The sequence below is a fragment of the Microbacterium sp. NPDC078428 genome, assembly GCF_044542535.1.
Lineage (GTDB): Bacteria > Actinomycetota > Actinomycetes > Actinomycetales > Microbacteriaceae > Microbacterium > Microbacterium limosum.
In genome coordinates this window covers 185,853-210,499 of record NZ_JBITUP010000007.1, presented here as the reverse complement: position 1 = coordinate 210,499, position 24,647 = coordinate 185,853, and the positions used below count along the sequence as shown (strand labels likewise).

Genomic DNA, 24,647 nt, shown 5'->3' with positions numbered 1-24,647 from the left:
TAGTCGGTTCTCACCTGACCATCGCACGATGGCTCACCACGTCAACGACGTGACACTCGAGCCCAGGAACTACACCACCCCAGGGGACGTCACCCTCGGGAGCCGCGCTCTCCTCGACCAATCGAGTGGCGAGAGCCTGGTGCGCTCGCGTGACCGAACTCTCTCTCAGTGCTGTCTTGTGTTCACGCTGGCGCTCACGCTGAGAGAGGCGAGGAGTGCTGCGAGCTCTACATTCGCGCATGGCCGCTGCCCAGTCCGGCATAGGTGGGCGCTCCAGCGAGTCCATTCGCGCGTCGGAGCGATGCGCGCCGTCGCGGCGTAGCCGGGACGAACCGCGCAATCCGGCGCGCGCTTCCCCCGGGAGTGAAGGCTAGTCGCCGGAGGTGGAGTCGACGACACCAGAACCGCGGACGGGAACCGGGTAGGGGAGGAACGGCGGATCCGTGCCCCCTCGCGAATATACGGGCCCCATCGCGCCGGCATAAGTGGCCCCCACGCCTGTCTACGCATGCTCTTGAATTCCGCGGGGGGCGCTGCCAGCTTGCCGAGCGGATACACGCACGAGCAGCCTCGTTCTCCGCGTTCTTTCGGACCTTGAGGTGCTTGCCGGCCCCCCGAATCGCAGTGCAATGTCGCATGAGTTCTGGGAGGACTGTGATGTCCATCATCGATGCCGAACCGGTCAACGTGCCGCACGTCGAGGCGCCGCGTACGACCGAACAATTGGTCGCGTGGGCGACCTCGGCGCATGAGATCGGCTACGGACGAAGGTCCGCGCGCGGGCACGGATACGAGATGCGGGGGCTCTCGCATCTGCCGCTTTCGCGCCTGCATGAGGGCAAGTTCGGTCGAATGTTCCGATTGCCGCCGTTCATTCCGTCGGACGAACGGGAACACCTTCGAGGCCGCGCAGCGGATCGTGCGCTGGCACTACCAGTGGATCGTCGTCCACGACTTCCTCCGGCGGATCGTCGGCGCGCAGATGCGCGGCAAGGTCTTCAAGGAGGAGCCGAACGCGCTGCCGGTGATCGATCGCCGGTTCTTCAAGTGGAAGTACGAGCCCTACATGCCGGTGGAGTCCTCCGTCGCCGCGTACCGCTTCGGTCACTCGATGATCCGCGGCCGGTACCGCCTGAATACGCTCGTCGGCGGGCCGGGTCCCTCGGGCAACGGCGGTCCCCTTCCGACGTTCACCCCGGACTCGGCGAACCCGCTGGGGCATTTCGGCGGGTTCCGGATCCTGCCCCCGTTCTGGACGATCGAATGGGCGCGGTTCTTCGAGGTCGACGGTGCCAGTCAGGACGGCCTGCAGCCCTCCCGCCTCATCGACACGAAGCTCGCGAACCCACTCGCAGCGCTCCCGCCCGAGATCGCCGGGAACCGGCCATCTCTGATCAGCAGGAATCTCACGCGCGGCGCGCGGATGATGTTGCCGTCGGGACAGGACGTGGCCGCGCACATGGGCGGGCCGGTGCTCAGCGATGCAGACCTCGAGCTCCCCGGTGGCGGGGCCGCACCCCTGTGGTACTACATCCTGAAAGAGGCCAGTCTGCTCGGCGACGGCGGCAAGCATCTCGGGCCCATCGGCGGCCGCATCGTCGCGGAGGTGATGCTCGGCCTCATGTCGCAGGACCCGTCATCCTATCTGCGCGTTCAGCCGACGTGGAAGCCGTTCCTGCCCGCCGCCGAGGCGGAGGACTTCACGGTTCCCGATCTCATCAAGGTCGCCGGTCACGGTCTGGGTGTTACAGATCTCCCCGCACCTCCGAGCCGCTGATCGGCAGCGACGCGGGGCACGGCGATGACGGAGCTGCGGCCGCTGATCCTGGTGCGGGGGTTCGGCGGAGCGGATGTCTCGGACGAGCAGGCCAGCCCGTACCAGGGATTCAACGACGGCACTGTCTACCCGAACAAGCGGGGCGAGAACTACATCTACGAAGGCTTCGTCCTGCGCGCCTTCAAGTCCGACCGCTACCGGTATCACGACGCGACGAACGTGGTCGGGTTCTATGCCGACCCGGTCGGCGCGCCTCCGGTGGACAGCGACATCGCGCCGGACCTGCTGGAGGGCACGGTGGTGCTCGACCCGACCGTCGAAGCCCGCGTGCTCTCCCAGGGGACCGCCGGCACGATCTGGATCTACCGGTACTACGACCTGCGCCCCCGTGCCCTGGAAAGCTACGGGTCCGGGCTGGTCCGGCTGATCGAGCTGATCGAACGCTCCGCCGCGCGCCACACCGAACAGTTCCGCGGAGTCGACATCGTCGCGCACAGCATGGGCGGCCTCGTCACCCGCGAGGGTGTCCTCGCCATGCACCGGCAAGAGCCGGGGTCGGCCAAGCGGAGGATCCACCGGATCGTCACGCTCGGCACACCGCACCGCGGCATCGCGTTCCAACGTGCACCGGACTGGCTGCTCCGCGTGCTTCCCAAAGTGAACGATGCCGGCGATGAGATGGCGTCCTTCCGTCCCGACTCGACCCGGTTCCTCGATTGGGAGGAGGCTTTCGACACCCGCCGCATCCTCACCGTCGTCGGCACCGACTACAGGTCGTACAACATCGCGGTGACGACCGTACTCAACCGGGTCGCGACCCTGTTCGACGAGGGCCACGCGAACTACAACCGCAGCGACGGACTCGTCAAGCAAGCCTCCGCGCAGCTGCCGGGGGCGCCCCGGACGTTCGTCCACAAAGCCCACGGAGGCAAGGACTCGCTGGTGACCTCGCGGGAGGCGTACGAGGTCTCGATGCGGTTCTTCCATGCTCGGCACCGCGTCGCCCTCTCGCTGGACAGCGCGAAGATCACGCGCGGCGGTGACTGGTTCGGGCGCAGCGAGTTCTTCTTCGGTGTGTCCATCAAGCCGAGGTACGTGGACTTCGAACTGTTCCACCAGAGCGTCCAGGCCGAGAACTGCTACGGCCCCTTCCGGAAGGCGGACCTTACCGACGACCTGCCCGACCTGGTCGAAGAGCTCCGGAAGCCGCTCGCCGCGTACGGCGACCAGACGACGGGCTGGGCGGGCCCCGGCCGGCTCATCTGGGAAGGGTGGGTCGACGGGGGCGACAAGCCGCCGGACGTGCCGGGCCTGGTCTTCCGGGCCGACGTGTACGTGGGAGAACGCGACACCTTCGGCATCGGGTTCTCCGACAATGTCGTCTTCCGCAAGCAGTACTACGTGCAGGTCTTCCCCGGTGCGACGCCACAGATCTTCGTCCACACCGGCGAGCACTACCTCGCCGGTCCCTACGCGCTCGAGCTCGAGCAGCTGCAGGAGCGGGCGGGGGACGACCACCGCTCGGAGATTCAGCGGGCGAGACCCGTCGAGAGCTCGCCCGGTGAGTGGACGTTCGACATCGGCGGCACCGGATTCACCGCGCGCTTGCGCATCAAGATCGAATCCGATCCGGAAGCCGGCTCTCCGGCTGCGCAGACCCCTCCTTGATCTGCGCCCTCGCGAAAGGGGGCACGAATGCCCGACACGGTGCAACGCAGGGCCACCATGTGCGTCGCGGGGATGACGCTTGTGTTCGCGTGCCTGACCGCCTGCGGATCGACGACCGAGACATCCCCCACGGCTCCGCCGGACACCGGGACCGCGACGGAGCCCGGCGGGAACGGTGGCGGCGGTGACTCCGGAGGGATCGCCGTGGGGAGTCCGCTGCGCATTCCGTTGCCCACCGACAGACTGCAGGGCCGAGCGTACGAATCGGGCCTCGCCGACCTGCGAGCCGGGATCGCCGCAGCCTGCGGAGGCGACCAGTGCGTCACCGTCCAGAAGAAGGGTGAATCCACCGAACTGGAGGAGGGGGCGACCTGCGACACGATCCTGTTCGTCGAGGGCGCGGAAGCGGACCCGGCCACCTCCGACCCGTACGTCGACACGACGGCGGGTGGGACCGTCACGATCGTCGTCAATGTCAGATGCGAGGACGCACCTTCGCCCGTCGAGCCATCGGAAGAGAGCTCGCCCACCGCGCCACCGGCCGACGAGAGCCCGGACACCGGCTCGACGGTGCGGAGCGACGCGCAGTGATGCGGACCAGAAGATCGCCGAACGGCTCGGCCGAGGACGCGGTCACCAACCCCGGTGACGCATCGGGGCCGGCGCCGGCCGAAGCCGCGTCGAGCCGCAGCTCCGCACCCCCGGCGCGCCCTCCCGGGCCGTGGGGTGTGGTGAGGGCCGCGGCGTCGATCATCACGCCCGTGACCCTGATCACAGCCCTGATGTACTACTTCGGTCTGATCCACGCGTACTGGTTCTTCGCGGGATTCGGCGTCGACTACACGCTCTTCGAGCTCTCACCCGAGGACTACATCCTTCGCAGCGCGGATGGCCTGCTCTTCCCGTTCAGCGCGATCGGGGCCGTCGTGCTCGCCCTGGCATGGATCTTCCAACTGCTCATCCCACGGTTTCGCTCGGGCACCGTGGAAGGCGTCGTGCGGATGTCCGTGCCGTTCTTCTCCATCCTGGGGCTCGGGCTGATGATCGTCGGAGGCGTGGCATTCCTCGTGCCGGAATGGCTCACCGACTATCCGGCCCTCGGCGGCATGGCGCTCGTCTTCGGCGTCCTGTTGCTGACCGCGGCGACGAAGTCGATGCGCTGGCTGGCCGACGGCAAAGGCCGCCCCCGACTCGCACCTCCCACCTCATGGGTCGTTGCCGAGTGGTCCGCCGTCGTCGTCCTGGTGAGCGTGGGGCTGTTCTGGGCCGTGGGCGACTTGTCGGCGCGCGTCGGCGAACAGCGTGCCGAGCAGGTCGTGCAGAGCCTGCCCGGCTGGCCCACACTGATCCTCTACTCGGAGCGAAGCCTGAACCTCACCGAGCCGGGGGTCACGGAGACCATGTGCTCATCTCAGGATGCCGCCTTCGGGTACCGGTACGACGGGCTCGTCCTCATCACTCAAGAAGGCAGTCGACTCCTGCTCCTGCCGCGGACGTGGAGCGATACCAACGGCACTGCCGTCGTTCTGGCGAGCACAGACGCGCTCCGGTTCGAATTCAGCCCCAGCGTCGGTTCCACGAGTCGCGCCTGCTGAGCAGGTCGGACCCTGCTCCCGATCGCTGGGGTCGGCGACTCCCGAGTGCTCACATCCCCGGCGGAAGGGTCCCGGAGAGCAGGGTGCCGCTCCTCTCGGCGGTCGCTCGTGCCGTCGATGCCCTCGCGCGGAGTCCGGGGTTGGCGACCTTGATCGTGCGCTGTTCCGGCCGCGGGTCGGTGACGCACGCGATCAGAAGCTCGGCCGCGGCCTCGGCGATCGATGTCAGATTCAGGTCGAGTGCGGTCAGCGGGGGCGACGAGGCTTGAGCACGCGGCCCGTCGTAGTTCGTGATGATCATGACGTCCTCCGGCACTCGCCGCCCGCGCTCCTGCACGGCCCGCGACGCACCGACGGCGAAGGCGTCGATGGGCGCGTACACGGCGTCGATCGAGGGATCGGCCGCGAGCAGTTCGAGGGTCTTCTCGTACCCGCCCCGCTCGCCCGATGCCGAGGAGATCTCGACGAGTCGGAGCCTGGCGTCGAGTCGGTGTCCGCGCTCGGAGACGAATCGGCGCAGGCTCGCGGCGAGCGAGTGCTGCTCGGCGGTCGACAGGAGGGCGATGGACCGGGCACCCCGCGAGATCAGGTGACCGATCGCAACCTCGGCGTCGCCATCTCCACGGTCGACCACGCCGTTGGCGTCGACCCCCGCCACCGAACCGATGGCCACCACCTGCATGCCGCGCTCCCGGAAGCGCGTGATGATCGGATCGCTCTCGCGCGGATCGATCACGACGACCGCGTCGGCGTCGATCGAGTCGAGGTGCGCGAGATCTCCGACGGGAGGCAGGAGAAGCGTCGAATAGCCCATCTCCAGAAGCGTCCGCGCGAGGGGCATTGCGAGGTCGAACAGGAAGCTCAGATGCGAATCGCGACCGACGACCTCGTCGGGAAGAGCAGTCAGCAGCCCGATCGTCCGCGAGGCGCCGCCTCGCAGCCGCTGCGCCCGAACGCTGGGCCGATAGTTCAGGGCATCCGCGACATTCCTCACGCGTTCGCGCGTCTGCGGATCGACCCGGCCACGGCCGGACAGCGCAACCGACACGGTCGTCCTGGAGACTCCCGCCGCAGCCGCCACGTCGGCGATCGTCGCCCGTACGAATCCGCTCGTCATCCTCCGTGCTTTCCGCGAGGCCTGGATGTCTCCCCAGCATAGGCCGCTCGTGTGGCTCGCATACGTGCTTGAATTCTACGACGAATCGATTCGGCATCCGCCCTGTCACCAACCGTCCCACTCGAATCCGGAGAAGCAATGGCCCAGCGAGCCGACCGCCTCATTCAGAACGCGCACGTCCTCACCTTCGACGGCGAGGCCCGTGTGATCGCCGACGGCGCGATCGCGATCAAGGACGGGGTGATCGTGGACGTGGGCGCGACGAGCGACGTCACCAGCCGGTGGCATTCGGACAAGCGCACCTACGCCAGCGGAGACATCCTGATGCCAGGGCTCGTGGATGCGCACCTTCACACGGCGCAGACGCTCATGCGCGGGGTGATCCCCCAGCTGGCCACGCGTGGCGCGCTGCGGGTGCCGACGTGGCGCGAGTATCTCGTCCCCTTCGAGGCGAACCTCTCGCCCGAAGACGTCGAGCTCTCGGGTCTGTTGGCCTACACCGCCATGCTGCAGACGGGAACGACCACCTTCTTCGAGGCCGGGGGCCCTCATCCCGAGTCGATGGCAAGTGCGGCGTGGGCGACCGGCATCCGCGGGGCGGTTTCCCAGAACACGATGGACGGCGGCGAACGCATCCCGTCGACGATGCGGATGACGACGGACGAGGCGATCGCGCGGAACATCGAGCTCGTGGAGGCGCTTCCCACCGCGCCCGACGGCTCGTCGCGGGTCACGGGTTGCATGTCGCTGCGGCAGATCATCACGAGCACGCCCGAACTGGTCAGGGAGATTCACCGAGAGGCGAAGGCGCGGGGGGTCAAGGTGCACACCCACCTCGTCGAGGGCACGTACGAGATCGACTTCGCGCTCGAGAGGTTCGGGAAGCGCCCCATCGACCACCTCATCGATGAGGGGGTGTTCGATGAGACCCTCCACGGCGCGCACTCGATTCTGGTCGACGACGACGATGTCGATGCGTACGTGCGTCATGGCGTCTCCGCCGCCCACTGCGCGAAGGGCAACTATTCGATCGGCACGCCCCCGGCGCTGCGGATGTGGCGGAGGGGCGTGGCGATCGGGCTCGGGACCGACGGCGTCGCGACGCTGGGCACGCTCGATCTCTTCCAGGTGGGAATGCTCGCCCGGGTGGGGCAGCAGCATGCCGAAGCGACCCCCGTGCACAACCGCAACGGTGTCCGGGGCGAGGAGATCCTCGGCATGGCGACCGTCGGCGGCGCCCGCGCCATGGCGCTGGGGGACCGCGCGGGCTCGCTTGCGATCGGCAAGAGGGCAGACATCGTCGTGCTGCGCACGGATGGACCGGATGCGGCCGCATACGCGTCACCGGAGATCTTCGCCTACGAATGCGCCACGGGACGGGACGTCCGCCACGTGCTCGTCGACGGCGAGATGGTCGTGAAGGACGGCGAGGTCGTCACGGTCGACGTGGCGGAGATCCGCGCACGCGCCGCGGCCCGGCAGAAAGAGCTGGTCGCCCTCATCGCCTGACGCCCCATGCGTCCGCGAAGCCGGGCCGCCGCCGCGTGCGGCCCGGCTCTTTGCGCCCGCCGCAGCCGTTTGTTGCGACGAGATGACGATTCTTTACGCGTCGTTTACAGTTTCGGCTTCTCCGGGATGTCTGCGCTCCAGTGCGTGCAGAATCGATTCCGCACCCATTCGACGCCCGACCTGTAAGGAGACCGCCCGTGGCGACGCACAAGAAGACGCTCTCACTCGGCGCATTCGAGGTCATGTCTCCGGTCTTCCTCTCCAATGCATGGACCCACCCGCTGAGCAGCACGGAAGAGTATGCGTCGCTCGCCTTCTGGCAGAGGCTCGCCCGCCGGCTCGATGAGGGCGGGTTCGACTACCTCTTCTTCGCAGACGCCTCGGGTTATCCCATGAATGCCGACGGAGAGGTGCCCGAGGTCGTCATCCGGGAATCGGTGCAGTTCCCCGTCCTCGACCAGATGTCGCTCGTGAGCGGCCTGGCCGCGACCGTCGATCGCCTGGGCTTCGTCCTGACCGCGTCGACGACCGTCGAGCGGCCCTACATCCACGCCCGTCGATTCACGACCCTGGATCACCTGACAGCGGGACGCGTCGGCTGGAACATCGTCACCAGCGACATGCAGGAGTCCCTCACCCGCTTGCTCGGCGAACGCGGGGTGATGCCGCACGATCTTCGCTACGACCGTGCCGAGGAGTTCGTCGACCTCTGTCTGACTCTCTGGGAGACCGCGTGGGATGACGGGGCCATGCTCTTCGACAAGTCGACGCGTACGGCAATCGATCCCGCGAAGGTGCATCGGATCACGCACGCCGGTGAGTACTTCGACCTCGACGGGTACTACTCCGCCAATCCATCTCCGCAGCGCACCCCTACCCTCTTCCAGGCCGGTACCTCTCCGAGGGGGATGCGATTCGCGGGCGACTTCGCCGAGGCCGTCTTCGTGCAGAAGCGCGACATCGCGTCCGCGAAGACGGTGGTGAGCCGCATCCGCGACGCCGTCGAGGCCGCCGGGCGCGCTCGCGACTCGGTGAAGGTGGTCAACAGCGTCTCCGTGATCGTCGGAGAGACCGAGGAAGAGGCCCACGAGTTGCGCCGGAGCCTGTCCTCCGCGCCGAGCACCGCCGCGATGGCCGCGCTCTACATGGGCTGGAGCGGCGTGGATCTGATGAAGTTCGACCCGGACGAGACCCTCGACGGTGTGCGCAGCGAAGTGGGGCAGTCGGGTGCGATGAAGTACCAGCGGGGAGACTCCTCGAGTCCTACGGTGGCGCAGATCCTGGAGAGGATCGTCGAGACCACGGGCGGCTTCAAGGTGACGGGCACTCCCGCGCAGTGTGCCGAGCAGCTGGAGAGAATCGCCCGCGAGGCGGACCTCGACGGCTACCTGATCGAATGCACCTTCGGCGGCACCGCCTCCTACGACGCCTTCATCGACTCCGTGCTCCCCCTGCTGCGCGAGCGCGGCGTCGTCGCCGAGCAGCCACGGAGCGGCACGCTCCGCGAGCGGCTCATGTCCGCCGAGACGCCCGCACTCAGCGCACTCTCGCGACCCGTGCTGCGCTCCCACCTTCCCGCCTGACCTCCACCCCTGCCCTGCTCCATCCCTGCACCCCGACAGAAGGAAAACCCGTGATCAGCATTCGATCTCCCCGCACTCGCATGTCTCGCCGACTCGTCGCGCTCGCCGCGGTGGCGAGCATGGGGCTCACGCTCGCCGCCTGCTCGGCCGGTTCCGACCCTGAGGCCTCCGGCTCGAACGATGCCGCCGCCGGGGACCTGGGTTCGGCCGCCATCCAGTTCGGGTGGCTCCCCAACGTCGAGAACGGGGCGATCATCGCCGCCGTCGAGGAGGGGTACTACGAGGACCTCGGTCTGGATGTCGAGATCCTCCCGGGCGGTCCCGAAGTCGCCGTCGACGCCCAGATCGTCAGCGGCGGTGCGCTGGTGGGGCTGATGACCAGCGAGTCGCTGGCCAACGCCGTCCTCGGCGGCGCCCCCCTCGTCGGCGTCGCGGCCGTCTATCAGTACTCCTCGAACGCGATCGTCTCGCTCGCCGAGGACGGCATCGAGGACCCGATGCAGCTGGAGGGGGCGACGATCGGCCTGTCGGCCAATGACCGCACCACGCTTCCCTTCCTCGAATGGCTGGGTCTCGACATGTCGACCGTCTCGACGGTGCCGGTCGACGGCTCGCCGACTCCGCTGGTCTCCGGGGAGGTCGACGCGATCGTGAGCCCCGTGGGCAACGTCCCCGTGGTGCTCGCCGCCCAGGGCATCGACACCACCGTCATCCCCGTTGCCGAGCACGGCTACAACCGGTGGAGCTCCATCCTGACCGTCCGGCGCGACTCGCTGGAGGACCCGGAGCAGCTGGCGCAGATCAAGGCGATCATCGAGGGCACCAAGCTGGGCGTCGAGGATCTGCTCGAGGACCCCGCAGCCGTCGGCGAGATCACCTACGACGTATACGGCGAGCAGCTCGGCCTCGAGCTCGCGAGCCAGGTCGAGGGGGCCGCCGTGTGGGCCGACCTGATCCGGCGCGGTCAGGAGCGCTCCGGCGGCGCGCTCCTCGAGGTGACCGAATCGGGGCTCGCGGAGACGCAGGCGCTGTTCGAGAACATCCTCGGTGTCGATCTCGACGCCCACGATCTCTTCGACCTCAGCGTCGCGGAGGGGGTGCTGTAGTGGTCGACGCTTCCACGCCGGTCATCTCCCCCGAGGCCGGGTCGGCGCGAGCCGGCCTCGGGGTCCGCGAGGTGGTGAAGGTCTTCAAGACCTCGCACGGACCGGTCACCGCACTCGAGGGGGTCTCCTTCGACACCCGCGAGGGTTCGTTCACCGCCCTCATCGGACCGTCTGGATGCGGGAAGTCGACACTGCTGCGCATGTTCGCCGGCCTCGACGACCCCACCAGCGGGTCGGTGTCCGTGCTCTCGCAGGCGGCCGCCGTCGTCCAGCAGCAGCATCAGATCGGCGTCGCCTTCCAGGATGCCGCGCTGCTTCCCTGGCGCTCCGTCGAGGCGAACATCGCGCTTCCCCTCCAGGTGGCCGGTCGCCGCATCGACAAGAAGGCCATCGCCGACCTCATCGCGCTCACGGGTCTGAAGGGCTTCGAGAAGGCGCGCCCGGCGCAGCTGTCGGGCGGGATGCGCCAGCGCGTGGCGATCGCCCGGGCGCTCGTGCTCGAGCCGAGCGTGCTGCTGCTGGACGAGCCCTTCGGCGCGCTCGATGACATGACCCGGCACACGATGAACGCCGAGCTCCAGCGCATCTGGTCGGAGCGTCCGACGACGACGCTGCTCGTGACGCATTCCCTCGGGGAGGCGGTCTTCCTGAGCGATCACATCTTCGTCATGGCGGCTCGTCCCGGACGCATCGTGGCACGCGTGGACGTAGCCCTGGAGCGACCGAGGACCGCCGAGGTGCGCTCGAGTCCCGAGTTCCACGACTACGCGGACAGGCTCGCCCAGCTGCTCTTCGCCGCGAAGGCGGCATGATGGCCGCGCCTGCCATCGCGCCGCCGCGGTTCGCGCCTCCTCGCTTCGCCGCGCGAACCTTCATGCCCGCGGCGGTCGTCCTGGGCGTGCTGGCGGCATGGACCGCCGTGGCATGGGCGCTCTCCGGGCGGCACGTGATCCCGTTCCCGTGGGAGCTCGTGACGCAGATGTCCGCGGACGCGGACCTGATCCTGCGGAACGCGGCCTTCACCCTGCAGAACGCCGCACTCGGACTGCTGTGGGCGGTGATCGTCGTCATCCCGCTCGCCGCGATCTGCTTCCTGGTGCCGTTGAGCCAGCCGGTGGTCATGATCGTCGCCATCGTGCTCAACGTCATTCCCACCGTTGCGATCGCTCCGATCCTCATCGCAGCGCTCCAGCCCGATACGGCACGCATCGTCGTCACGGCGCTGTTCGTCTACTTCCCGCTGCTCGTCGGCGTGCTGCTCGGCTTCCGCTCGGTCGATGACCGCGGTCTCGACGTCATCACCGCTAGCGGGGGACGGGAATGGGCACGGCTGCGATTCCTGCGGCTCTGGTCGGCGCTGCCGAGCATCATCGCCGCGTTGAAGATCGCCGTGCCCGCGGCGGTGCTGGGCGCACTGATCGCCGAGTTCTTCGGCTCGGCGGAAGGCCTCGGAGCCGTGCTCGTCGCGGCTCAGGAGATGATGCTCGTCAACCGGGTGTGGGCGATCGGCGTCTTCTCCGGAGTCATCGCGGCACTCGGGTTCGGCCTTGTCGCACTCCTCGCGCGCCTCATCGTCCCCTGGGCGGGCCGGGGTTCGAACGTCGGCACCTCGGTTGCGGGTGCGCAGTCGACCCCGCTCGCATCTTGGGCGGCCGTCGGCTCAGCAGTGATCGCCCTGGTCGTCATCCTCGGCTTCTGGTACTCGCTGCGCTTCGTGTTCGGCCTCGACGAGTACTTCGTCAAACTGCCCCATGAGCTGCTGGGGTACGCGATCGCGGGGGATGCGCTGCGAGGACTCGGCCCGTCCGCATTCTGGGACGTCTTCCTGGTCGCACTCGGGCAGACCGCCGTGGACGCGGCCGTCGGATTCGTCGTCGGCACGGTCCTCGCCATCGCGGGTGCCGTGCTGCTGGTCGCGCTCCCGAGCTTGAGCCGCGTGGCCATGCCCATGGCCATCGTGCTGCGCTCGATACCTCTTCTGGCCATGCTTCCGATCGTCGTCATCGTGTTCGGCCGCGGGCTACTCACCGTGACGATCGTCGTGGTGCTCGTCAGCTTCTTCCCCACCCTGGTGAACGTCATGATGGGCCTGCGTGCGGCCCCCGAGGGGGCGATCGACGTGATCCGCGCCAGCGGCGGATCCGGTTTCGAGGCGGCGCGCCGCGTGCGCCTGCTCTACGCGGTGCCCTCGATCATCGCCTCCGCGCAGATCGCCGTGCCGGCCGCGATAGCCGGCGCCACACTTGCGGAGTGGCTGGCCACGGGCAACGGGATCGGATACCTGCTGACGCTTTCGTCCGCTCGTGCCGAGTACCTCCAGCTGTGGGCGGCCAGCATCGGTCTCGTCGTCGTCGTCCTCGCCATCTATCTGGTGCTGGGTGTGGTGAGCGGATGGATCACCCGCCGCCTCGGCATCGGGGGATGACGCGACCGCCGCGGTGTTCAGGGGCCGGCGCCTCTGCTGAGAAAGGAATCCCCATGAAGCGCATCGGACTCGGCGTCTTCGAGTCGGCGCGGGCGGCGAACAGCAACAAGTTCGCCCTCGCCCATCCCGAGAGCCGCCACCACGAGTACACCGACCTCGCCTTCTGGGTCGAGATGGCGCAGCTGCTCGACGATGCGGCCTTCGACTTCCTGTTCTTCGCCGACGGCTACGGCTATCCGATCGACGCGCGCGGCGACGTGCTGCCCGCCGCGGTCGAGGGTGGGAGCTTCTCCGGGCTGGAGTCCATGACCCTGATCCCCGCCCTGGCGCACGTCACGCAGCGGCTCGGACTCGTCTTCACATCGCCGACCGGCCTGGACCATCCCGTGCACACTGCGCGCCGGCTGGCGTCCCTGGATCACCTCACGAGGGGGCGTCTCGGCTGGAACGTGGTGACGGGCTCCTCGCAGGATGCGATCGCGCTGCTGTTCGGGCATGAGCAGATGCGGGCCCACGACGATCGATATGCGCGAGCGCGCGAGTACCTCGAGATGACGCTCGAACTCTGGGAGGGATCGTGGGACGACGACGGCGTCCTCGCCGACCGCACCCGCGGAGTGTACGCGGACCCGGGGAAGATCCATCGCATCGATCGAGCGGGAGAGTTCTACCGAACGTCCGGCTATCTCACCGTCGAGCCGTCCCCGCAGCGCACGCCGGTGATCTTCCAAGCCGGAACATCCGAGGTGGGCAAGGACTTCGCGGCGCGGTACGCCGAGTGCGTCTTCGTCAAGTCCGAGAGCCTGGAGAGGACGGCCGAGAGCGTCGCGGACATCCGCGAACGGGCGGCTCGCTATGGAAGGGAGCCCGGCGACATCGCCATGTTCTGCAGCGCCAGCATCATCGCCGGCCCGGACCGGGACGAGGCGCTCTCGTGGCGCAAGAGCATCGTCGATCTTCAAACGGATGAGGGCGCGGCCAGTCAGTTCCGCGCGCTGGCGGGCATCGACCTGATGGCGCTCGATCCCGCACTCCCTCTCACCCAGCGAGGCGACGATCTCGGAGAGATGAATCAGAGCGATGTGAGGAAGTACCTTCCCCGGGCCGGCGAGCGGGCGATGACCGTCCGTGAGATCCTCGACGACCTGAAGGGCGCGAAGCTCGGAGACTGGACGATCACGGGTGACGGCGGCGATGTCGTCGACGCCATGGAGGAGATCGTCGCCGCGACCGACATCGATGGCTTCATGCTGCAGCCGTCCTTGGATATCGCGGAGCTGCGCCGCTTCGTAACGTTCGTCCTGCCCGTGATGCAGTCCCGCGGTCATCGACCGGAGGCCCCCTCGGCGGCCCGCACCTTCCGGGCCGGCCTGAGCGGCGGCGACCGTCTGAAGCCCACGCATCCCGGAGCGAGTTACCGGCGCCTGACCGCACCCGCGTGAGGCCCGCGGCGGTCACCGTGCGCCGCCCCGAGCGCGGTCCGCGTCGCCGCCGCCGCCGTCCCCGCTCAGTCCAGCGGTTGCCTACCGGTGAGCGCTTGTCGCGCGTCGGTCAGGCACCGCTCGAAAGCGCTGAGGTCATCCCACTCGATCGGGTGCGCGGCACGGACGAAGACACCGTCGCGGGTGAGGATGCCGCCCTCCAGCATGAGGTTGTCGGCCATGCCGTGATCCTCGATCATCTGCCCGTCGGGCCCGCGCAGCACCCCGTCGTCGTCGCGATGCAGCCCGCCGGCGAAGTACGTCGCCGCGCGGGCGGAGTAGTCGGCCGGATCGTTCGTGTAGGCGAAGACCGGTTTGCCCTCCGCGGCCATGTAGCCGAGCTCGTACACCGTGCCCGGATCCGCGCTGACGCCCCGAAACGGAGTGAGGTTCGCGATGCACACGTTGGCCTCTCGCATCCGCTCTTCGTTGAGCCGGCTGATCTCGATGCCCCGTGCGAGCGGCGAGGCGGATGCCGTGGGCGTCAGATCCGCGTGCAGCGGCGATGGCGTGAAGCCGTACCGAGTGCTCAGTGCGCGCTTGCGTTCGATGAGCTCGCGGCCGCCCGGCAGGAAGACCTCCGGCCCGGCCAGATATACCTTCAGCATCCTCGTGTCCTCGTTTCCCGTTCGCACCGCGGCTTGGATAGGGTGGTGACGAATCGATTCCGCACCCAGTATCACGCAGGTCACCTTCTTCGTCGGGCGCGGAAACGAAGAGTTAACGAGGCGGTGCCCTCGCGTCGCGACGGGCAACAGATTGTGGAAGGCGGACGCCATGACGACACCACCGAACGGGCGGGCGTCGGCCGCGGATCGCCGCTACCTCCTCGACTGCGACACGGGAATCGACGACGCGCTCGCGCTCGGCTATCTGCTCGCAGACAATGCGGACGCACTCGTCGCCGTCACGACGGTCTTCGGGAACGTGTCGGTCGGCCAAGCCACGCAGAACACGCTCGACCTGCTCGCCATCGCGGGCCATGCCGACATCCCGGTCCATGTCGGCGCGGCCTCGTCGCTCGATGGAGTCTTCTCCGGTTCAGCCCACAGGGTTCACGGGGCGAACGGTTTCGGCGGCGTCGAGCTCGAGCGCTCGCCGGTGGATGCCTCGGCCGAGTCCGCGCCCGCCGCGATCGTTCGGCTCGCGCACGAGCACGCGGGGCGCCTCGTGATCATCGCGGTCGGACCCCTGACCAACCTCGCGATCGCGCTTTCCCTGGACCCCTCGATCGCCGAGCTCATCGACCAGGTCGTCATCATGGGTGGTGCCGTGCTGCATCCCGGAAACGCGACGCCCGTCGGCGAGGCGAACATCTGGCACGATCCGGAGGCGGCGCAGCGGGTCCTCGGGTCGAACCTCCGCGTCGTCCTGGTTCCGCTCGACGCCACGATGCGACAGCGCCTCACGGCCGCCGACGCCGCGGAGCTGAGGGCCGCTCCGGGCCGGATTCCCCGACTGATCGGGTCGGCGCTCGAGCACTATCTCTCCTTCTACACCGGTGTGTTCGGCGCGCCCGAGTGCGCTCTCCACGATCCCCTGGCCGTCGCGCTCGCCGTCGGCGAGGAACAGGTCCTCCGTTCGGCGAGGACGACTCTCGCCGTCGACTGCTCTGCAGGACCGGCGAGAGGGATGACCGTCGCCGACCTGCGGACCTCGTACCGCGGCCCCGTCGACCGCGAGGACGAACTCAACGTGGTCGTGCTGGAGACCGCGGAGGGCTTCGGCGCCCGCCTGCTCCAGAAGCTGTTGACGCTTCCGTAGCGAGGTGCGGCTGCCCGCGGCATCCCGTCGCCGCCGGGTTCGACGGGTCGAGACCGCCCCGGCTCAGGAGCGAGCCGCGGGCAGGAGCCGGTCGATCTCGTACCGGCGTGGCGTTCCGAACCGGTGAGCGGAGATCGAGACGGCCTGCTCGCGCACGAACGCGAGCATCTCGACCCGCCCCGCCGACGTCACGGGGCCGGCGTAGACGGCGATTGCGGGCGTACCGCCGAGATGTGCGGCGAGGCGCGCTGAGTCGCCCCCGATCAGCCGGATCCTGCCCCCGGCACCGCTCAGCGAAGATGCCCGCGAGAACCACGCCCGGTCGGACTCGATCGACAACGGCACGCCGGAATCGGACAGCCACTCCCGTACCGCGGCGGAGGGCTCGCCCGCGGCGCTCACCGACACGTCCGATCCTGCCCGCAGGCCTGCCGCGACGACGCGGATGAGGTCGACCGCGCGGCCGCCGTCGGCGCGGACGGTCACCGGCACGGCCTGGTAGCGCAGCGCGTTCTGCTCGCTCTCGAGGCCGGTCACGTCGCGGACCACCCCGAACTCGTCGGCCCACGCCGATTCGTCCGTAGCGAGAGCTCCGCCCAGCCAATCCACGTCGGCGGCCTCGGCGCCGTGCGCGGCGGCCAGGGCCGCGCGAGAGAGCGGGTCCGTCACCGCCGATGCCGCCACGGGCGAATCGACCCAGTCCGAGAGCCCGATCAGGTAATTGGGGCCGCCGGCCTTCGTCCCGGTCCCCACCGAGGCCTTCTTCCAGCCGCCGAACGGCTGCCGTTGCACGATGGCTCCCGTGGTCCCCCGATTGACATACAGGTTCCCGGCCTCGACGGTGGCCATCCACTGCGCGATCTCGTCCTCGTCCAGCGAGTGCAGTCCCGACGTCAGCCCGTAGTCGATCGCGTTCACCAGCCGCACCGCCTCATCGAGCGACGCTGCGGTCATGATCCCCAGCACGGGGCCGAAGTACTCGGTGAGGTGGAAGGGCGATCCGGGCATGACGCCGTCACGGATGCCGGGTCGCCACAGCGCGCCCTCGTCGTCGAGCCTCTCGGGCGCGAGCGCCCAGCGCTCTCCCGGCTCGAGTTCGGTGAGGGCGTGGAGCAGCTTGCCCTCGGCCGGGGCGATGAGCGGTCCGATCCGCGCCGTGCCGTCCCAGGGCATCCCGACGTCGTACGCACGCACCGCATCGACCAGCTGACGCCGGAAACGCTGCGACGAGGCGACCGAGCCCACGAGGATGACGAGCGATGCGGCAGAGCACTTCTGACCCGCGTGGCCGAATGCCGAGTACGCGACATCCTTGGCGGCGAGGTCGAGGTCGGCGCTCGGCGTGACGATGATCGCGTTCTTGCCGCTCGTCTCCGCCAGCAGCGGAAGGTCGGGTCGCATCGCGCGGAAGGACTCGGCGGTCTCATACCCACCCGTCAGGATCACGCGCTCGACAGCGGAGTGACCGATCAGCCGGTCGCCGAGCTCGCGTCCTTCGAGCTGGACGAACTGGAGGACGTCGCGCGGCACGCCCGCCTCCCAGAGCGCCTCGACCATGACCGCGCCGGAGCGGCGCGCCCGGCGCGCGGGCTTGATGATGACGGGCGACCCTGCGGCGAGCGCGGCGAGCGTCGAGCCGGCCGGGATCGCGACGGGGAAGTTCCACGGCGGCGTGACGACGGTGAGGCGTGCGGGTACGGCGGCGGCTCCCCGCATCCCGGCGAGCGCCCGCCCGCTCTCGGCGTAGTAGTGCGCGAAGTCGATCGCCTCGGAGACCTCGGGGTCGCCCTGTTCGATGACCTTGCCGCACTCGGACCCCATCACCTCGAGCAGCTCCGCGCGGCGGGCCTCGAGGATGTCGCCGGCTCGGTGCAGGATCCGGGCCCGGGCATCCTCGCCGAGCGCCCGCCATCCCGCGCCCGCTTCGACGGTCCCGGCGATCACGCTGTCGAGCGCACGGACGTCCGACAGCGTGTTCTCGATCACGGTGCGCTCACCGAGGGAGGATGACTGCATCCGGCCCCGGATGTCCTCTGCCCACACGCGGTTCGCCGCGAGGCTCGGATCGGTGTCTGCCGCGTTGCGGAAGGCGTCGACGGCAGTGGTTCCCGGTGCGCGCCGGCGGTCCTGGCGCCGCCGGGGCTGCGGCACATCGCGCGGGATCGCCTTCGTCGAGGCGATGAACCGGTCACGCTCCCGGGCGAAGAGGGCGGGGTCGCTGTCGAGCTCGAAGACGGCGGACATGAAGTTGTCGCTGGAGGCGCCCTCCTCCAGCCTGCGGATCAGGTAGGCGATGGCGACGTCGAACTCTGCCGGGTGGACCACGGGTGTGTACAGCAGAAGCGAGCCGACCGTCCGCCGGACGACGGTCGCCTGCGCGGACGCCATTCCGAGCAGCATCTCGAACTCGATGGCGTCGGTCACTCCCCGGCGCTGCGCCAGCAGCCAGGCGAGCGCGATGTCGAAGAGGTTGTGGCCGGCGACGCCGATGCGCACGGCGGGCGTGTGCTCCGGCCGGAGGGCGTATTCGAGAACGGCCTTGTACGAAGAGTCGGACTCCTGCTTCGTGGACCACGTGGCGAGGGGCCAGTCGTGAACCTCGGCGTCCACGCGCTCCATGGGCAGGTTCGCCCCCTTCACGACGCGGACCTTGATCGGCGCTCCGCCCTCCGAGACCCGCGCGCCCGCCCATTCCTGCAGGCGCATCATGGCGCCCAGCGCGTCCGGCAGATAGGCCTGCAGGACGATGCCCGCTTCCAGCGTTCGGAACTCGGGGCGCTCCAGGATCGACGTGAAGACGGCGAGCGTCAGGTCGAGGTCCTTGTACTCCTCCATGTCGAGGTTGATGAACTTGCGACCCGTGGGCGCGTCGCGCGCGATCCTGAAGAGCGGGACCAGTGCGTCGGCGGCGTGCGCGACGGCCTCGTCGAACGCCCAGGGGGTGTGGGGTGCGACGGTGGACGAGACCTTGATCGACACGTAGTCGACGTCGTCCCGGCTGAGCAGGCGGCGCGTGCCGTCGAGCCGCCGGCCCGCCTCGTCCTGGCCCAGGATCGCCTCGCCCAGCAGATTGACGTTGAGACGGACGCCGTCGGCCGAGCGGATGCGTCGGATGGTCGGTCCCAGGCGCCGATCCGTCGCATCGACGATGAGATGCCGGACCATCGAGCGCAGCACCCGCCGGCTGATCGGGACGACGACGCCGGGCATGATCGGAGCGAGGCTTCCGCCCAGGCGAACGAGCGCGCGCAGCGGCGTGGGAAGGAATCGGGGCGTGAGGGGCGCGAGAGCACGCAGGTTGCGTGCCGCCACCGCGGTGTCCTCCGGTCGTACCACCCCGTCGACGAACCCGACGGTGAACGCGAGTCCGTTCTCGTCGCCCAGGACCCCGGCGAGGCGACGCGCCGACTTGTCGACCGGCACCCCGCGCGCCTCTTCCAGCCATGCCTGCACGAGCGCGACCGCGTCGTCAGCGAGGTCGGCGAGCGCGTCGTCCGCGCGGGATTCTCCGTCGATCGGATTCATCGAGGGGGAGAGCGACATGGGTTTCCTCCAGAGCAGTGGGCGCCGCGGGTGCGGGGACTCTCAGTGTCACGGGGAGAACGCATCATGAAAAGCGCATGTTCACATCGAGTACTCTTCGAGAAAACCGATGATTGGATCGCATGCTCGAGTTACGCCGGCTACGTCTGCTGCACGAGCTCAGCCTGAGGGGCACGATCGCCGAGGTCGCGCGGGCGCTGGGCTACAGCTCCTCGACCGTTTCGCAGCAGCTCGGGCTTCTCGAGCGCGAGGCGGGTGCCTCGCTGCTCGAACCGGATGGGCGGCGTGTGCGGCTCACTGCGGAAGGGGTGCGGTTGGCGCGGCACGCTGCGCGAGTGCTCGAGCTCGACGAGGCCGCGCGCGCCGAACTGCGGGACTCCGGGGCGGGGGAGTCGCGGGTTCGCATCGCGGTCATGCCCACCGCCGCGCAGTCGCTGGTGCCGGCCGCGCTTGGTCTGCTGGCCGATCGCGGGCCGGCCGTGCGCCTCGAGTACCGGGAGATGCCCCCCGAGGATGCCCTTTTCGAGCTCGCGGCGCGGACATTCGACCTGGTGGTGGCCGAGCAGTACCCGGGTCACACGCGCGAGCTCCGCGCGGGCATCGACCGGACGAGCCTCGGCACCGATCCGATCCGCCTGGCGCTGCCCGCGGAGGATCCGGCTCACCGCCTGGCGGACCTCGCGGAGCGGGCGTGGATCTTCGAACCGTCGGGGACGGCGGTGCGCAACTGGGCCGTGCAGCAGTGCCGTGCGGCGGGCTTCGAACCCGATGTGCGGTACGAGGCGACCGACCTGACTGCGCACATCCGGCTGGTGGCATCGGGACACGCCGTCGCGATGTTGCCCGACCTCGTGTGGGCGCAGGACGGTGGCGCCGTCCGCCTCGTCGATCTACCGGGCCGGCCCGAGCGTGAGATCTTCGCGGCGGCCCGAACGGCGTCCCGCAAGAGCCCCGCGATCGCAGCGGTGCTGGCAGCGCTGAAGGACGCGCTCGCGGCGCGCCAGCAACGCTGAACAGTCGGCCCGACGCCGGGCAATTCCGTTAACACACGTCTTACACGCGCGAAACATGACCGTCAGGGCCGCGGACTCCATCGTGAAATCGCGGCTGCAGGCCGCTCGCCGCGAAGGTTCCGCGTCCCTCCTCGGCCCATTTGGTCACAACGCCCTGACTGCACCGGCAGGAGTAAGGCAAAGTGCACGCCAACGGATCCGGCGCGACTCATACGATGCACGCTAATCAGACCCAGCAGGAGGCAAGCAGTGACCAGCTACAGGGTGTCGATGGACATCGGCGGAACCTTCACGGACATCGTGACATTCAATGAGTCGACGGGGGAGTTCCGAGCGACCAAGGCGTCGACGACCCCGGGCCACTTGAGCACCGGAGTGCTGGGAGGCCTCGAGTCGATCATCGACGACCTGGCGGACATCGACTTCATCGTGCACGGCACGACCCAGGGCCTGAACGCCTTCCTCGAGCGACGCGGAGTGCGTGTGCTGCTTCTGGCGACGGACGGTGTTCAGGACGTCTACCACATCGCGCGGGGCCCGCGAATGCGCCTCTACGACGCGCAGTATCGAAAGCCCGAGCCGCTCGTCGAGCGCAAGGATGTGATCGGCATCCCCGGTCGCTTCCAGTACGACGGCAGCGAGCTGGTCCCCCTCGACGAGAACGCCGTCCGCGCAGCCGCCATGCGTGCGAAGGACGAAGGCTACGGTGCCGTCGCCGTCGGGTACCTCTTCAGCTATCGGAACCCCGCGCACGAGCTGCGCACCCGTGAGATCCTGCGCGAGGTGCTCGGCGAGGACTTCACGGTCTCGCTCTCGCACGAGGCCGCCAAGGAATGGCGCGAGTACGAGCGCACCTCGTCGGCGGTCATCGAGGCGTACACCGGCCCGGTCGTGCGCAGCTACCTTGTCGATCTCGAGGAGAAGCTGACGGCACGCGGCGTCGATGCCCCGCTGCACATCATGCAGTCCTCCGGTGGCGTGCTCACCGCCAAGTCGGCGCGCGAGCGTCCCCTTCAGACGCTTCTGTCCGGCCCGGTCGGCGGTGCGATCGGCGGGGAAGCCCTGACGAAGATCGTGGGCAACGACAACCTGATCGGCGTGGACATGGGCGGCACCTCCTTCGACGTGTCGCTCGTCGTGAACGGCGTGCCGGACGTCTCGACGGAGGCGACGCTCGAAGGCCTGCCGATGCTGATGAGCATCGTCAACATCCACACGATCGGCGCGGGCGGCGGCTCGGTCGCATGGGTCGAGGCGGGCGGACTGCGCGTCGGCCCGCGATCGGCGGGCGCCCAGCCCGGACCGGCGTGCTACGGCCGCGGCGGCACCGAGCCCACGGTGACGGACGCGAACTTCGTGCTCGGCCGCGTCGACGCCGAGAACTTCGCCGGCGGACAGATGCGTCTGGATCACGCGGCCGCAGTCAGCGCCATCGAATCCGTCGGCGAGCAGCTCGGGTTCGACGTGGTGCAGATGGCAGAGGGCATCTGCAACGTCGCCAACTCCCAGATGGCGCAGGCCATCCGGACCATCACCATCTCCCGCGGCATCGAGCCGCGCGACTTCTCCCTCGTGGCGTTCGGCGGCGCGGGTCCGATGCACGCGGTCTTCCTGGCCAAGGAGCTCGGCATCCGCGAGACGATCGTGCCGCGGTTCCCCGGGGCGTTCTCCGCGTGGGGCATGCTGCAGGGCGACATCCGGCGCGACTTCACCGAGCCCTACTACTTCCTCGACGAGGACATCGACTCGACCGACATGAGCCGGGTTCTGCGCAGAGTCGAGACCGAGGCGCTTGCCTCGCTCGAGAGCGAAGGCATCCCCGCGGCGGACCGATACGCCGAGCACTCGGTCGACGTCCGCTACCTGGGGCAGGAGTACTTCCTGACCGTCCCGCTCGAGAACGCGGACGAACCGCTGCAGGAGGGCTTCCTCGACGCGCTCGGCGCGCGCTTCGCGAAAGCGTACGAGGCGCGCTACGGGCACTCCACTCTGGGCGCTCCGATCGAGATCGTCACGCTGCGCACGCGCGTCGTCGGCCGGCTCGAGTCGGCGAACACCTTCACGATCGGACAGGCCGACGGCCCCGAGTTCGACCACGAGGTCCGCAAGGTCATCTTCGACGGTCAGGAGGTCGACACGGTCGTCACCGAGCGGGACGCGCTGCGGGCGGGACACGTGTTCACCGGACCGGCGATCGTCATCGAGGCGACCGCCACGACGGTCGTGCCGCCGGGCTTCTCGGTCACGGTCGACGAGCACGGCTCGCTCATCATCACGAACCTCGAAATCGAAAGTGAGGCCTGAATCATGACTTCGACCACCGTCGACACCACCGCCCTCGATGCCGCGGCCGCTCCGGTCACCGTCGACCCCGTCACCGTGGAGATCCTGCGCAACGCGTTGACCAGCGCGGCGGAGGACATGAACGCCACGCTCATCCGGTCGGCGTACTCGATGATCATCTACGAAGGCGGCGACTGCGTCGTGGCACTGCTCGACCAGAACCACCAGGTGCTGGGGCAGTCCGCGGGCCTGCCGCTGTTCCTCGGAAACATCGAGACCTGTTCGAAGGCCGTCGAGGAGAAGTACGGTCGCGATGTCTGGAGTGAGGACGACGTCTGGATCCTCAACGACGCGTACATCGGCGGGACCCACCTCAACGACGTGACGATCTTCGCCCCGGTCTTCGTCGACGGCGTGCTGGTCGGCTTCTCGGCCACCCGTGCCCACTGGATGGACATGGGCGGAAAGGATGTCGGGGCGTCGATGGACTCCACCGACATCTTCCAGGAGGGCTTCCGGATGGGCCCGGTCAAGCTCATCTCGCAGGGGGTGGAGACGGACGTCGTCGAGCTGATCCAGACGAACACCCGCTTCCCGTACCAGACGGTGGGCGACATGCACGCGATGGTCGCGGCCCTGCGCATGGGCTCCGTCCGCATGCAGGAGCTCGTGCGCAAGTACGGACTCGATGTCATCGAGGCGGCACGCGACGAGATCTTCCGCCAGACCGAGGAGCTCGAGCTCGAGCGGGTGCGCGAGATCCCGGACGGCGTGTACACCGCCGAGGGCTTCCTCGACAACGACGGCATCAACCTCGATGTCCCGATTCCCATCAAGCTGACCGTCACGGTCTCCGGCAACCAGATCGAGTTCGACGTCACCGAATCGGCCGATCAGACGCAGGGCCCGGTCAACTGCGGCGTCGCCCAGGCCATCTCGGCCCTGCGCGTCGGCTACAAGATCCTCGTGAGCCCCGAGACCAACTCCAACGGCGGGTCGTTCCGGCCGCTCACGGTGAAGGTGCGGGAGGGCTCCGTGCTGGGGGCGGTCGCGCCCGCTGCGTGCCAGTGGTACTTCTCGCACCTCGGGATGCTGATCGACATGGTCTCGCGCGCCCTGGCGCCGGCACTGCCCGACCGCGTCGCCGCCGCGAGCCACGGCGACTCGATGATCATCACGAGTGCCGGATTCGACCCCCGCGTGGGTCGCAACTGGGTGTCGATGGAGGCGACCCTCGGCGGCTGGGGCGCGTGGGACGGCGCCGACGGCGAGTCGGCGCTGATCAACAACGTCAACGGCTCGCTGCAGGACTTCCCGATCGAGATGGTCGAGACGAAGTGGCCGTTCCGCATCCGCGAGTACTCGATCCGCCCGGACTCGGGTGGTGCCGGACGCTGGCGCGGGGGCAACGGCGTGATCCGCGAGTACGAGTTCCTCGCAGACGGTGTCTTCGGTCTCTGGTTCGAGCGTTCGAAGACCCCCGCCTGGGGGCTCTTCGACGGGAACGGCGCCGCGGGTCCCGAGGTGGTCATCAACCCCGGAGGGCCGGATGAGTTCCGCACCCTGAAGATCAACGCCCAGCCTGCGACGAAGGGCACCGTCATCCGTCTGGCCGTCGGCGGGGGTGGCGGCTACGGCCGACCCGAGGAGCGCGATCACGAGGCCGTCCGGTACGACGTGGAGAACGGCTACGTCTCGGTCGAGCGCGCCCGGGCGGACTACGGATACGTGCACCCCGAATGAGATCACAGTTCCACCCCAACGAGAGGAAGCGGTACCTGCA

Annotated in this window: 17 protein-coding genes; 14 read left to right on the top strand and 3 right to left on the bottom strand. The window is 68.8% G+C overall.

The window, feature by feature from the left end:
- Positions 1–670 precede the first annotated feature (670 nt).
- The 4 genes from ACIGCK_RS13385 (at position 671) to ACIGCK_RS13370 (ending at position 5,040) form a co-directional block, all read left to right on the top strand.
- A complete protein-coding gene (locus ACIGCK_RS13385; RefSeq protein WP_396666749.1) occupies positions 671–1,777 on the top strand; it encodes a peroxidase family protein in 1,107 nt (368 codons plus the stop codon).
- A 24-nt stretch (positions 1,778–1,801) separates the two neighbouring features.
- Entirely contained in the window at positions 1,802–3,445 is a 1,644-nt protein-coding gene (locus ACIGCK_RS13380; RefSeq protein WP_396666747.1) for an esterase/lipase family protein, read from the top strand.
- A gap of 27 nt (positions 3,446–3,472) precedes the next feature.
- Positions 3,473–4,036 (top strand): hypothetical protein, encoded by a 564-nt coding sequence (locus ACIGCK_RS13375; RefSeq protein WP_396666745.1) that lies wholly within the window; start codon positions 3,473–3,475, stop codon positions 4,034–4,036.
- Between the two features lie 170 nt (positions 4,037–4,206).
- Positions 4,207–5,040: a hypothetical protein gene (locus ACIGCK_RS13370; protein ID WP_396666743.1), complete on the top strand. Its 834-nt coding sequence runs from the start codon at positions 4,207–4,209 to the stop codon at positions 5,038–5,040.
- Positions 5,041–5,089: 49 nt separating this feature from the next.
- Here ACIGCK_RS13370 and ACIGCK_RS13365 read toward each other — a convergent pair whose 3' ends face one another.
- Positions 5,090–6,157 (bottom strand): substrate-binding domain-containing protein, encoded by a 1,068-nt coding sequence (locus ACIGCK_RS13365; RefSeq protein ID WP_396666741.1) that lies wholly within the window; start codon positions 6,155–6,157, stop codon positions 5,090–5,092.
- 138 nt (positions 6,158–6,295) lie between these two features.
- On the opposite strand from ACIGCK_RS13365, the gene ACIGCK_RS13360 reads away from it, so the two are divergent.
- From ACIGCK_RS13360 to ACIGCK_RS13335, 6 genes are all read left to right on the top strand, one after another.
- Positions 6,296–7,666: an amidohydrolase family protein gene (locus ACIGCK_RS13360; RefSeq protein ID WP_396666739.1), complete on the top strand. Its 1,371-nt coding sequence runs from the start codon at positions 6,296–6,298 to the stop codon at positions 7,664–7,666.
- A 197-nt stretch (positions 7,667–7,863) separates the two neighbouring features.
- Positions 7,864–9,249, top strand: coding sequence for an NtaA/DmoA family FMN-dependent monooxygenase (locus ACIGCK_RS13355; protein WP_396666737.1), 1,386 nt, complete (start codon positions 7,864–7,866; stop codon positions 9,247–9,249).
- 80 nt (positions 9,250–9,329) lie between these two features.
- Positions 9,330–10,355 (top strand): ABC transporter substrate-binding protein, encoded by a 1,026-nt coding sequence (locus ACIGCK_RS13350; protein WP_396666735.1) that lies wholly within the window; start codon positions 9,330–9,332, stop codon positions 10,353–10,355.
- Positions 10,355–11,167, top strand: a complete 813-nt coding sequence (locus tag ACIGCK_RS13345) for an ABC transporter ATP-binding protein (RefSeq protein WP_396666733.1) — start codon at positions 10,355–10,357, stop codon at positions 11,165–11,167. Before ACIGCK_RS13350 ends, ACIGCK_RS13345 begins: the two co-directional genes overlap by 1 nt.
- Entirely contained in the window at positions 11,164–12,780 is a 1,617-nt protein-coding gene (locus tag ACIGCK_RS13340; protein WP_396666731.1) for an ABC transporter permease, read from the top strand. Before ACIGCK_RS13345 ends, ACIGCK_RS13340 begins: the two co-directional genes overlap by 4 nt.
- 53 nt (positions 12,781–12,833) lie before the next feature.
- The gene (locus ACIGCK_RS13335) at positions 12,834–14,222 is read left to right on the top strand and encodes an NtaA/DmoA family FMN-dependent monooxygenase (RefSeq protein WP_396666730.1); all 1,389 of its coding nucleotides are present in this window, start codon (positions 12,834–12,836) and stop codon (positions 14,220–14,222) included.
- Positions 14,223–14,287: 65 nt separating this feature from the next.
- Here ACIGCK_RS13335 and ACIGCK_RS13330 read toward each other — a convergent pair whose 3' ends face one another.
- Positions 14,288–14,869: a nucleoside 2-deoxyribosyltransferase gene (locus ACIGCK_RS13330; protein ID WP_396666729.1), complete on the bottom strand. Its 582-nt coding sequence runs from the start codon at positions 14,867–14,869 to the stop codon at positions 14,288–14,290.
- 169 nt (positions 14,870–15,038) lie between these two features.
- Between ACIGCK_RS13330 and ACIGCK_RS13325 the strand changes: the two genes are divergently transcribed.
- Complete coding sequence (locus ACIGCK_RS13325; RefSeq protein ID WP_396666728.1) at positions 15,039–16,025, top strand: nucleoside hydrolase; 987 nt, start codon at positions 15,039–15,041, stop codon at positions 16,023–16,025.
- Positions 16,026–16,088: 63 nt separating this feature from the next.
- Here ACIGCK_RS13325 and ACIGCK_RS13320 read toward each other — a convergent pair whose 3' ends face one another.
- Positions 16,089–19,550 (bottom strand): bifunctional proline dehydrogenase/L-glutamate gamma-semialdehyde dehydrogenase, encoded by a 3,462-nt coding sequence (locus tag ACIGCK_RS13320; protein WP_396666755.1) that lies wholly within the window; start codon positions 19,548–19,550, stop codon positions 16,089–16,091.
- Positions 19,551–19,690: 140 nt separating this feature from the next.
- On the opposite strand from ACIGCK_RS13320, the gene ACIGCK_RS13315 reads away from it, so the two are divergent.
- From ACIGCK_RS13315 to ACIGCK_RS13305, 3 genes are all read left to right on the top strand, one after another.
- The gene (locus tag ACIGCK_RS13315; protein WP_396666726.1) at positions 19,691–20,581 is read left to right on the top strand and encodes a LysR family transcriptional regulator; all 891 of its coding nucleotides are present in this window, start codon (positions 19,691–19,693) and stop codon (positions 20,579–20,581) included.
- Positions 20,582–20,830: 249 nt separating this feature from the next.
- Positions 20,831–22,885 carry a hydantoinase/oxoprolinase family protein gene (locus ACIGCK_RS13310; protein WP_396666724.1) on the top strand — a complete coding sequence of 685 codons (2,055 nt, stop codon included), beginning with the start codon at positions 20,831–20,833 and terminating at the stop codon, positions 22,883–22,885.
- 3 nt (positions 22,886–22,888) lie between these two features.
- On the top strand, positions 22,889–24,607 hold the full coding sequence (locus ACIGCK_RS13305) for a hydantoinase B/oxoprolinase family protein (RefSeq protein WP_396666722.1): 1,719 nt from the start codon (positions 22,889–22,891) through the stop codon (positions 24,605–24,607).
- The last annotated feature ends 40 nt before the right edge of the window (positions 24,608–24,647 follow it).

Excerpts from the sequence above, each read along its gene's own strand:
- ACIGCK_RS13340 (WP_396666731.1), top strand. The coding sequence starts at position 11,164 with ATGATGGCCGCGCCTGCCATCGCGCCGCCGCGGTTCGCGCCTCCTCGC.
- ACIGCK_RS13350 (WP_396666735.1), top strand. The coding sequence starts at position 9,330 with ATGTCTCGCCGACTCGTCGCGCTCGCCGCGGTGGCGAGCATGGGGCTC.
- ACIGCK_RS13365 (WP_396666741.1), bottom strand. The coding sequence starts at position 6,157 with ATGACGAGCGGATTCGTACGGGCGACGATCGCCGACGTGGCGGCTGCG.
- ACIGCK_RS13330 (WP_396666729.1), bottom strand. The coding sequence starts at position 14,869 with ATGCTGAAGGTATATCTGGCCGGGCCGGAGGTCTTCCTGCCGGGCGGC.
- ACIGCK_RS13375 (WP_396666745.1), top strand. The coding sequence starts at position 3,473 with ATGCCCGACACGGTGCAACGCAGGGCCACCATGTGCGTCGCGGGGATG.
- ACIGCK_RS13360 (WP_396666739.1), top strand. The coding sequence starts at position 6,296 with ATGGCCCAGCGAGCCGACCGCCTCATTCAGAACGCGCACGTCCTCACC.
- ACIGCK_RS13380 (WP_396666747.1), top strand. The coding sequence starts at position 1,802 with ATGACGGAGCTGCGGCCGCTGATCCTGGTGCGGGGGTTCGGCGGAGCG.
- ACIGCK_RS13315 (WP_396666726.1), top strand. The coding sequence starts at position 19,691 with ATGCTCGAGTTACGCCGGCTACGTCTGCTGCACGAGCTCAGCCTGAGG.
- ACIGCK_RS13305 (WP_396666722.1), top strand. The coding sequence starts at position 22,889 with ATGACTTCGACCACCGTCGACACCACCGCCCTCGATGCCGCGGCCGCT.
- ACIGCK_RS13385 (WP_396666749.1), top strand. The coding sequence starts at position 671 with ATGCCGAACCGGTCAACGTGCCGCACGTCGAGGCGCCGCGTACGACCG.
- ACIGCK_RS13320 (WP_396666755.1), bottom strand. The coding sequence starts at position 19,550 with ATGAATCCGATCGACGGAGAATCCCGCGCGGACGACGCGCTCGCCGAC.
- ACIGCK_RS13325 (WP_396666728.1), top strand. The coding sequence starts at position 15,039 with ATGACGACACCACCGAACGGGCGGGCGTCGGCCGCGGATCGCCGCTAC.
- ACIGCK_RS13335 (WP_396666730.1), top strand. The coding sequence starts at position 12,834 with ATGAAGCGCATCGGACTCGGCGTCTTCGAGTCGGCGCGGGCGGCGAAC.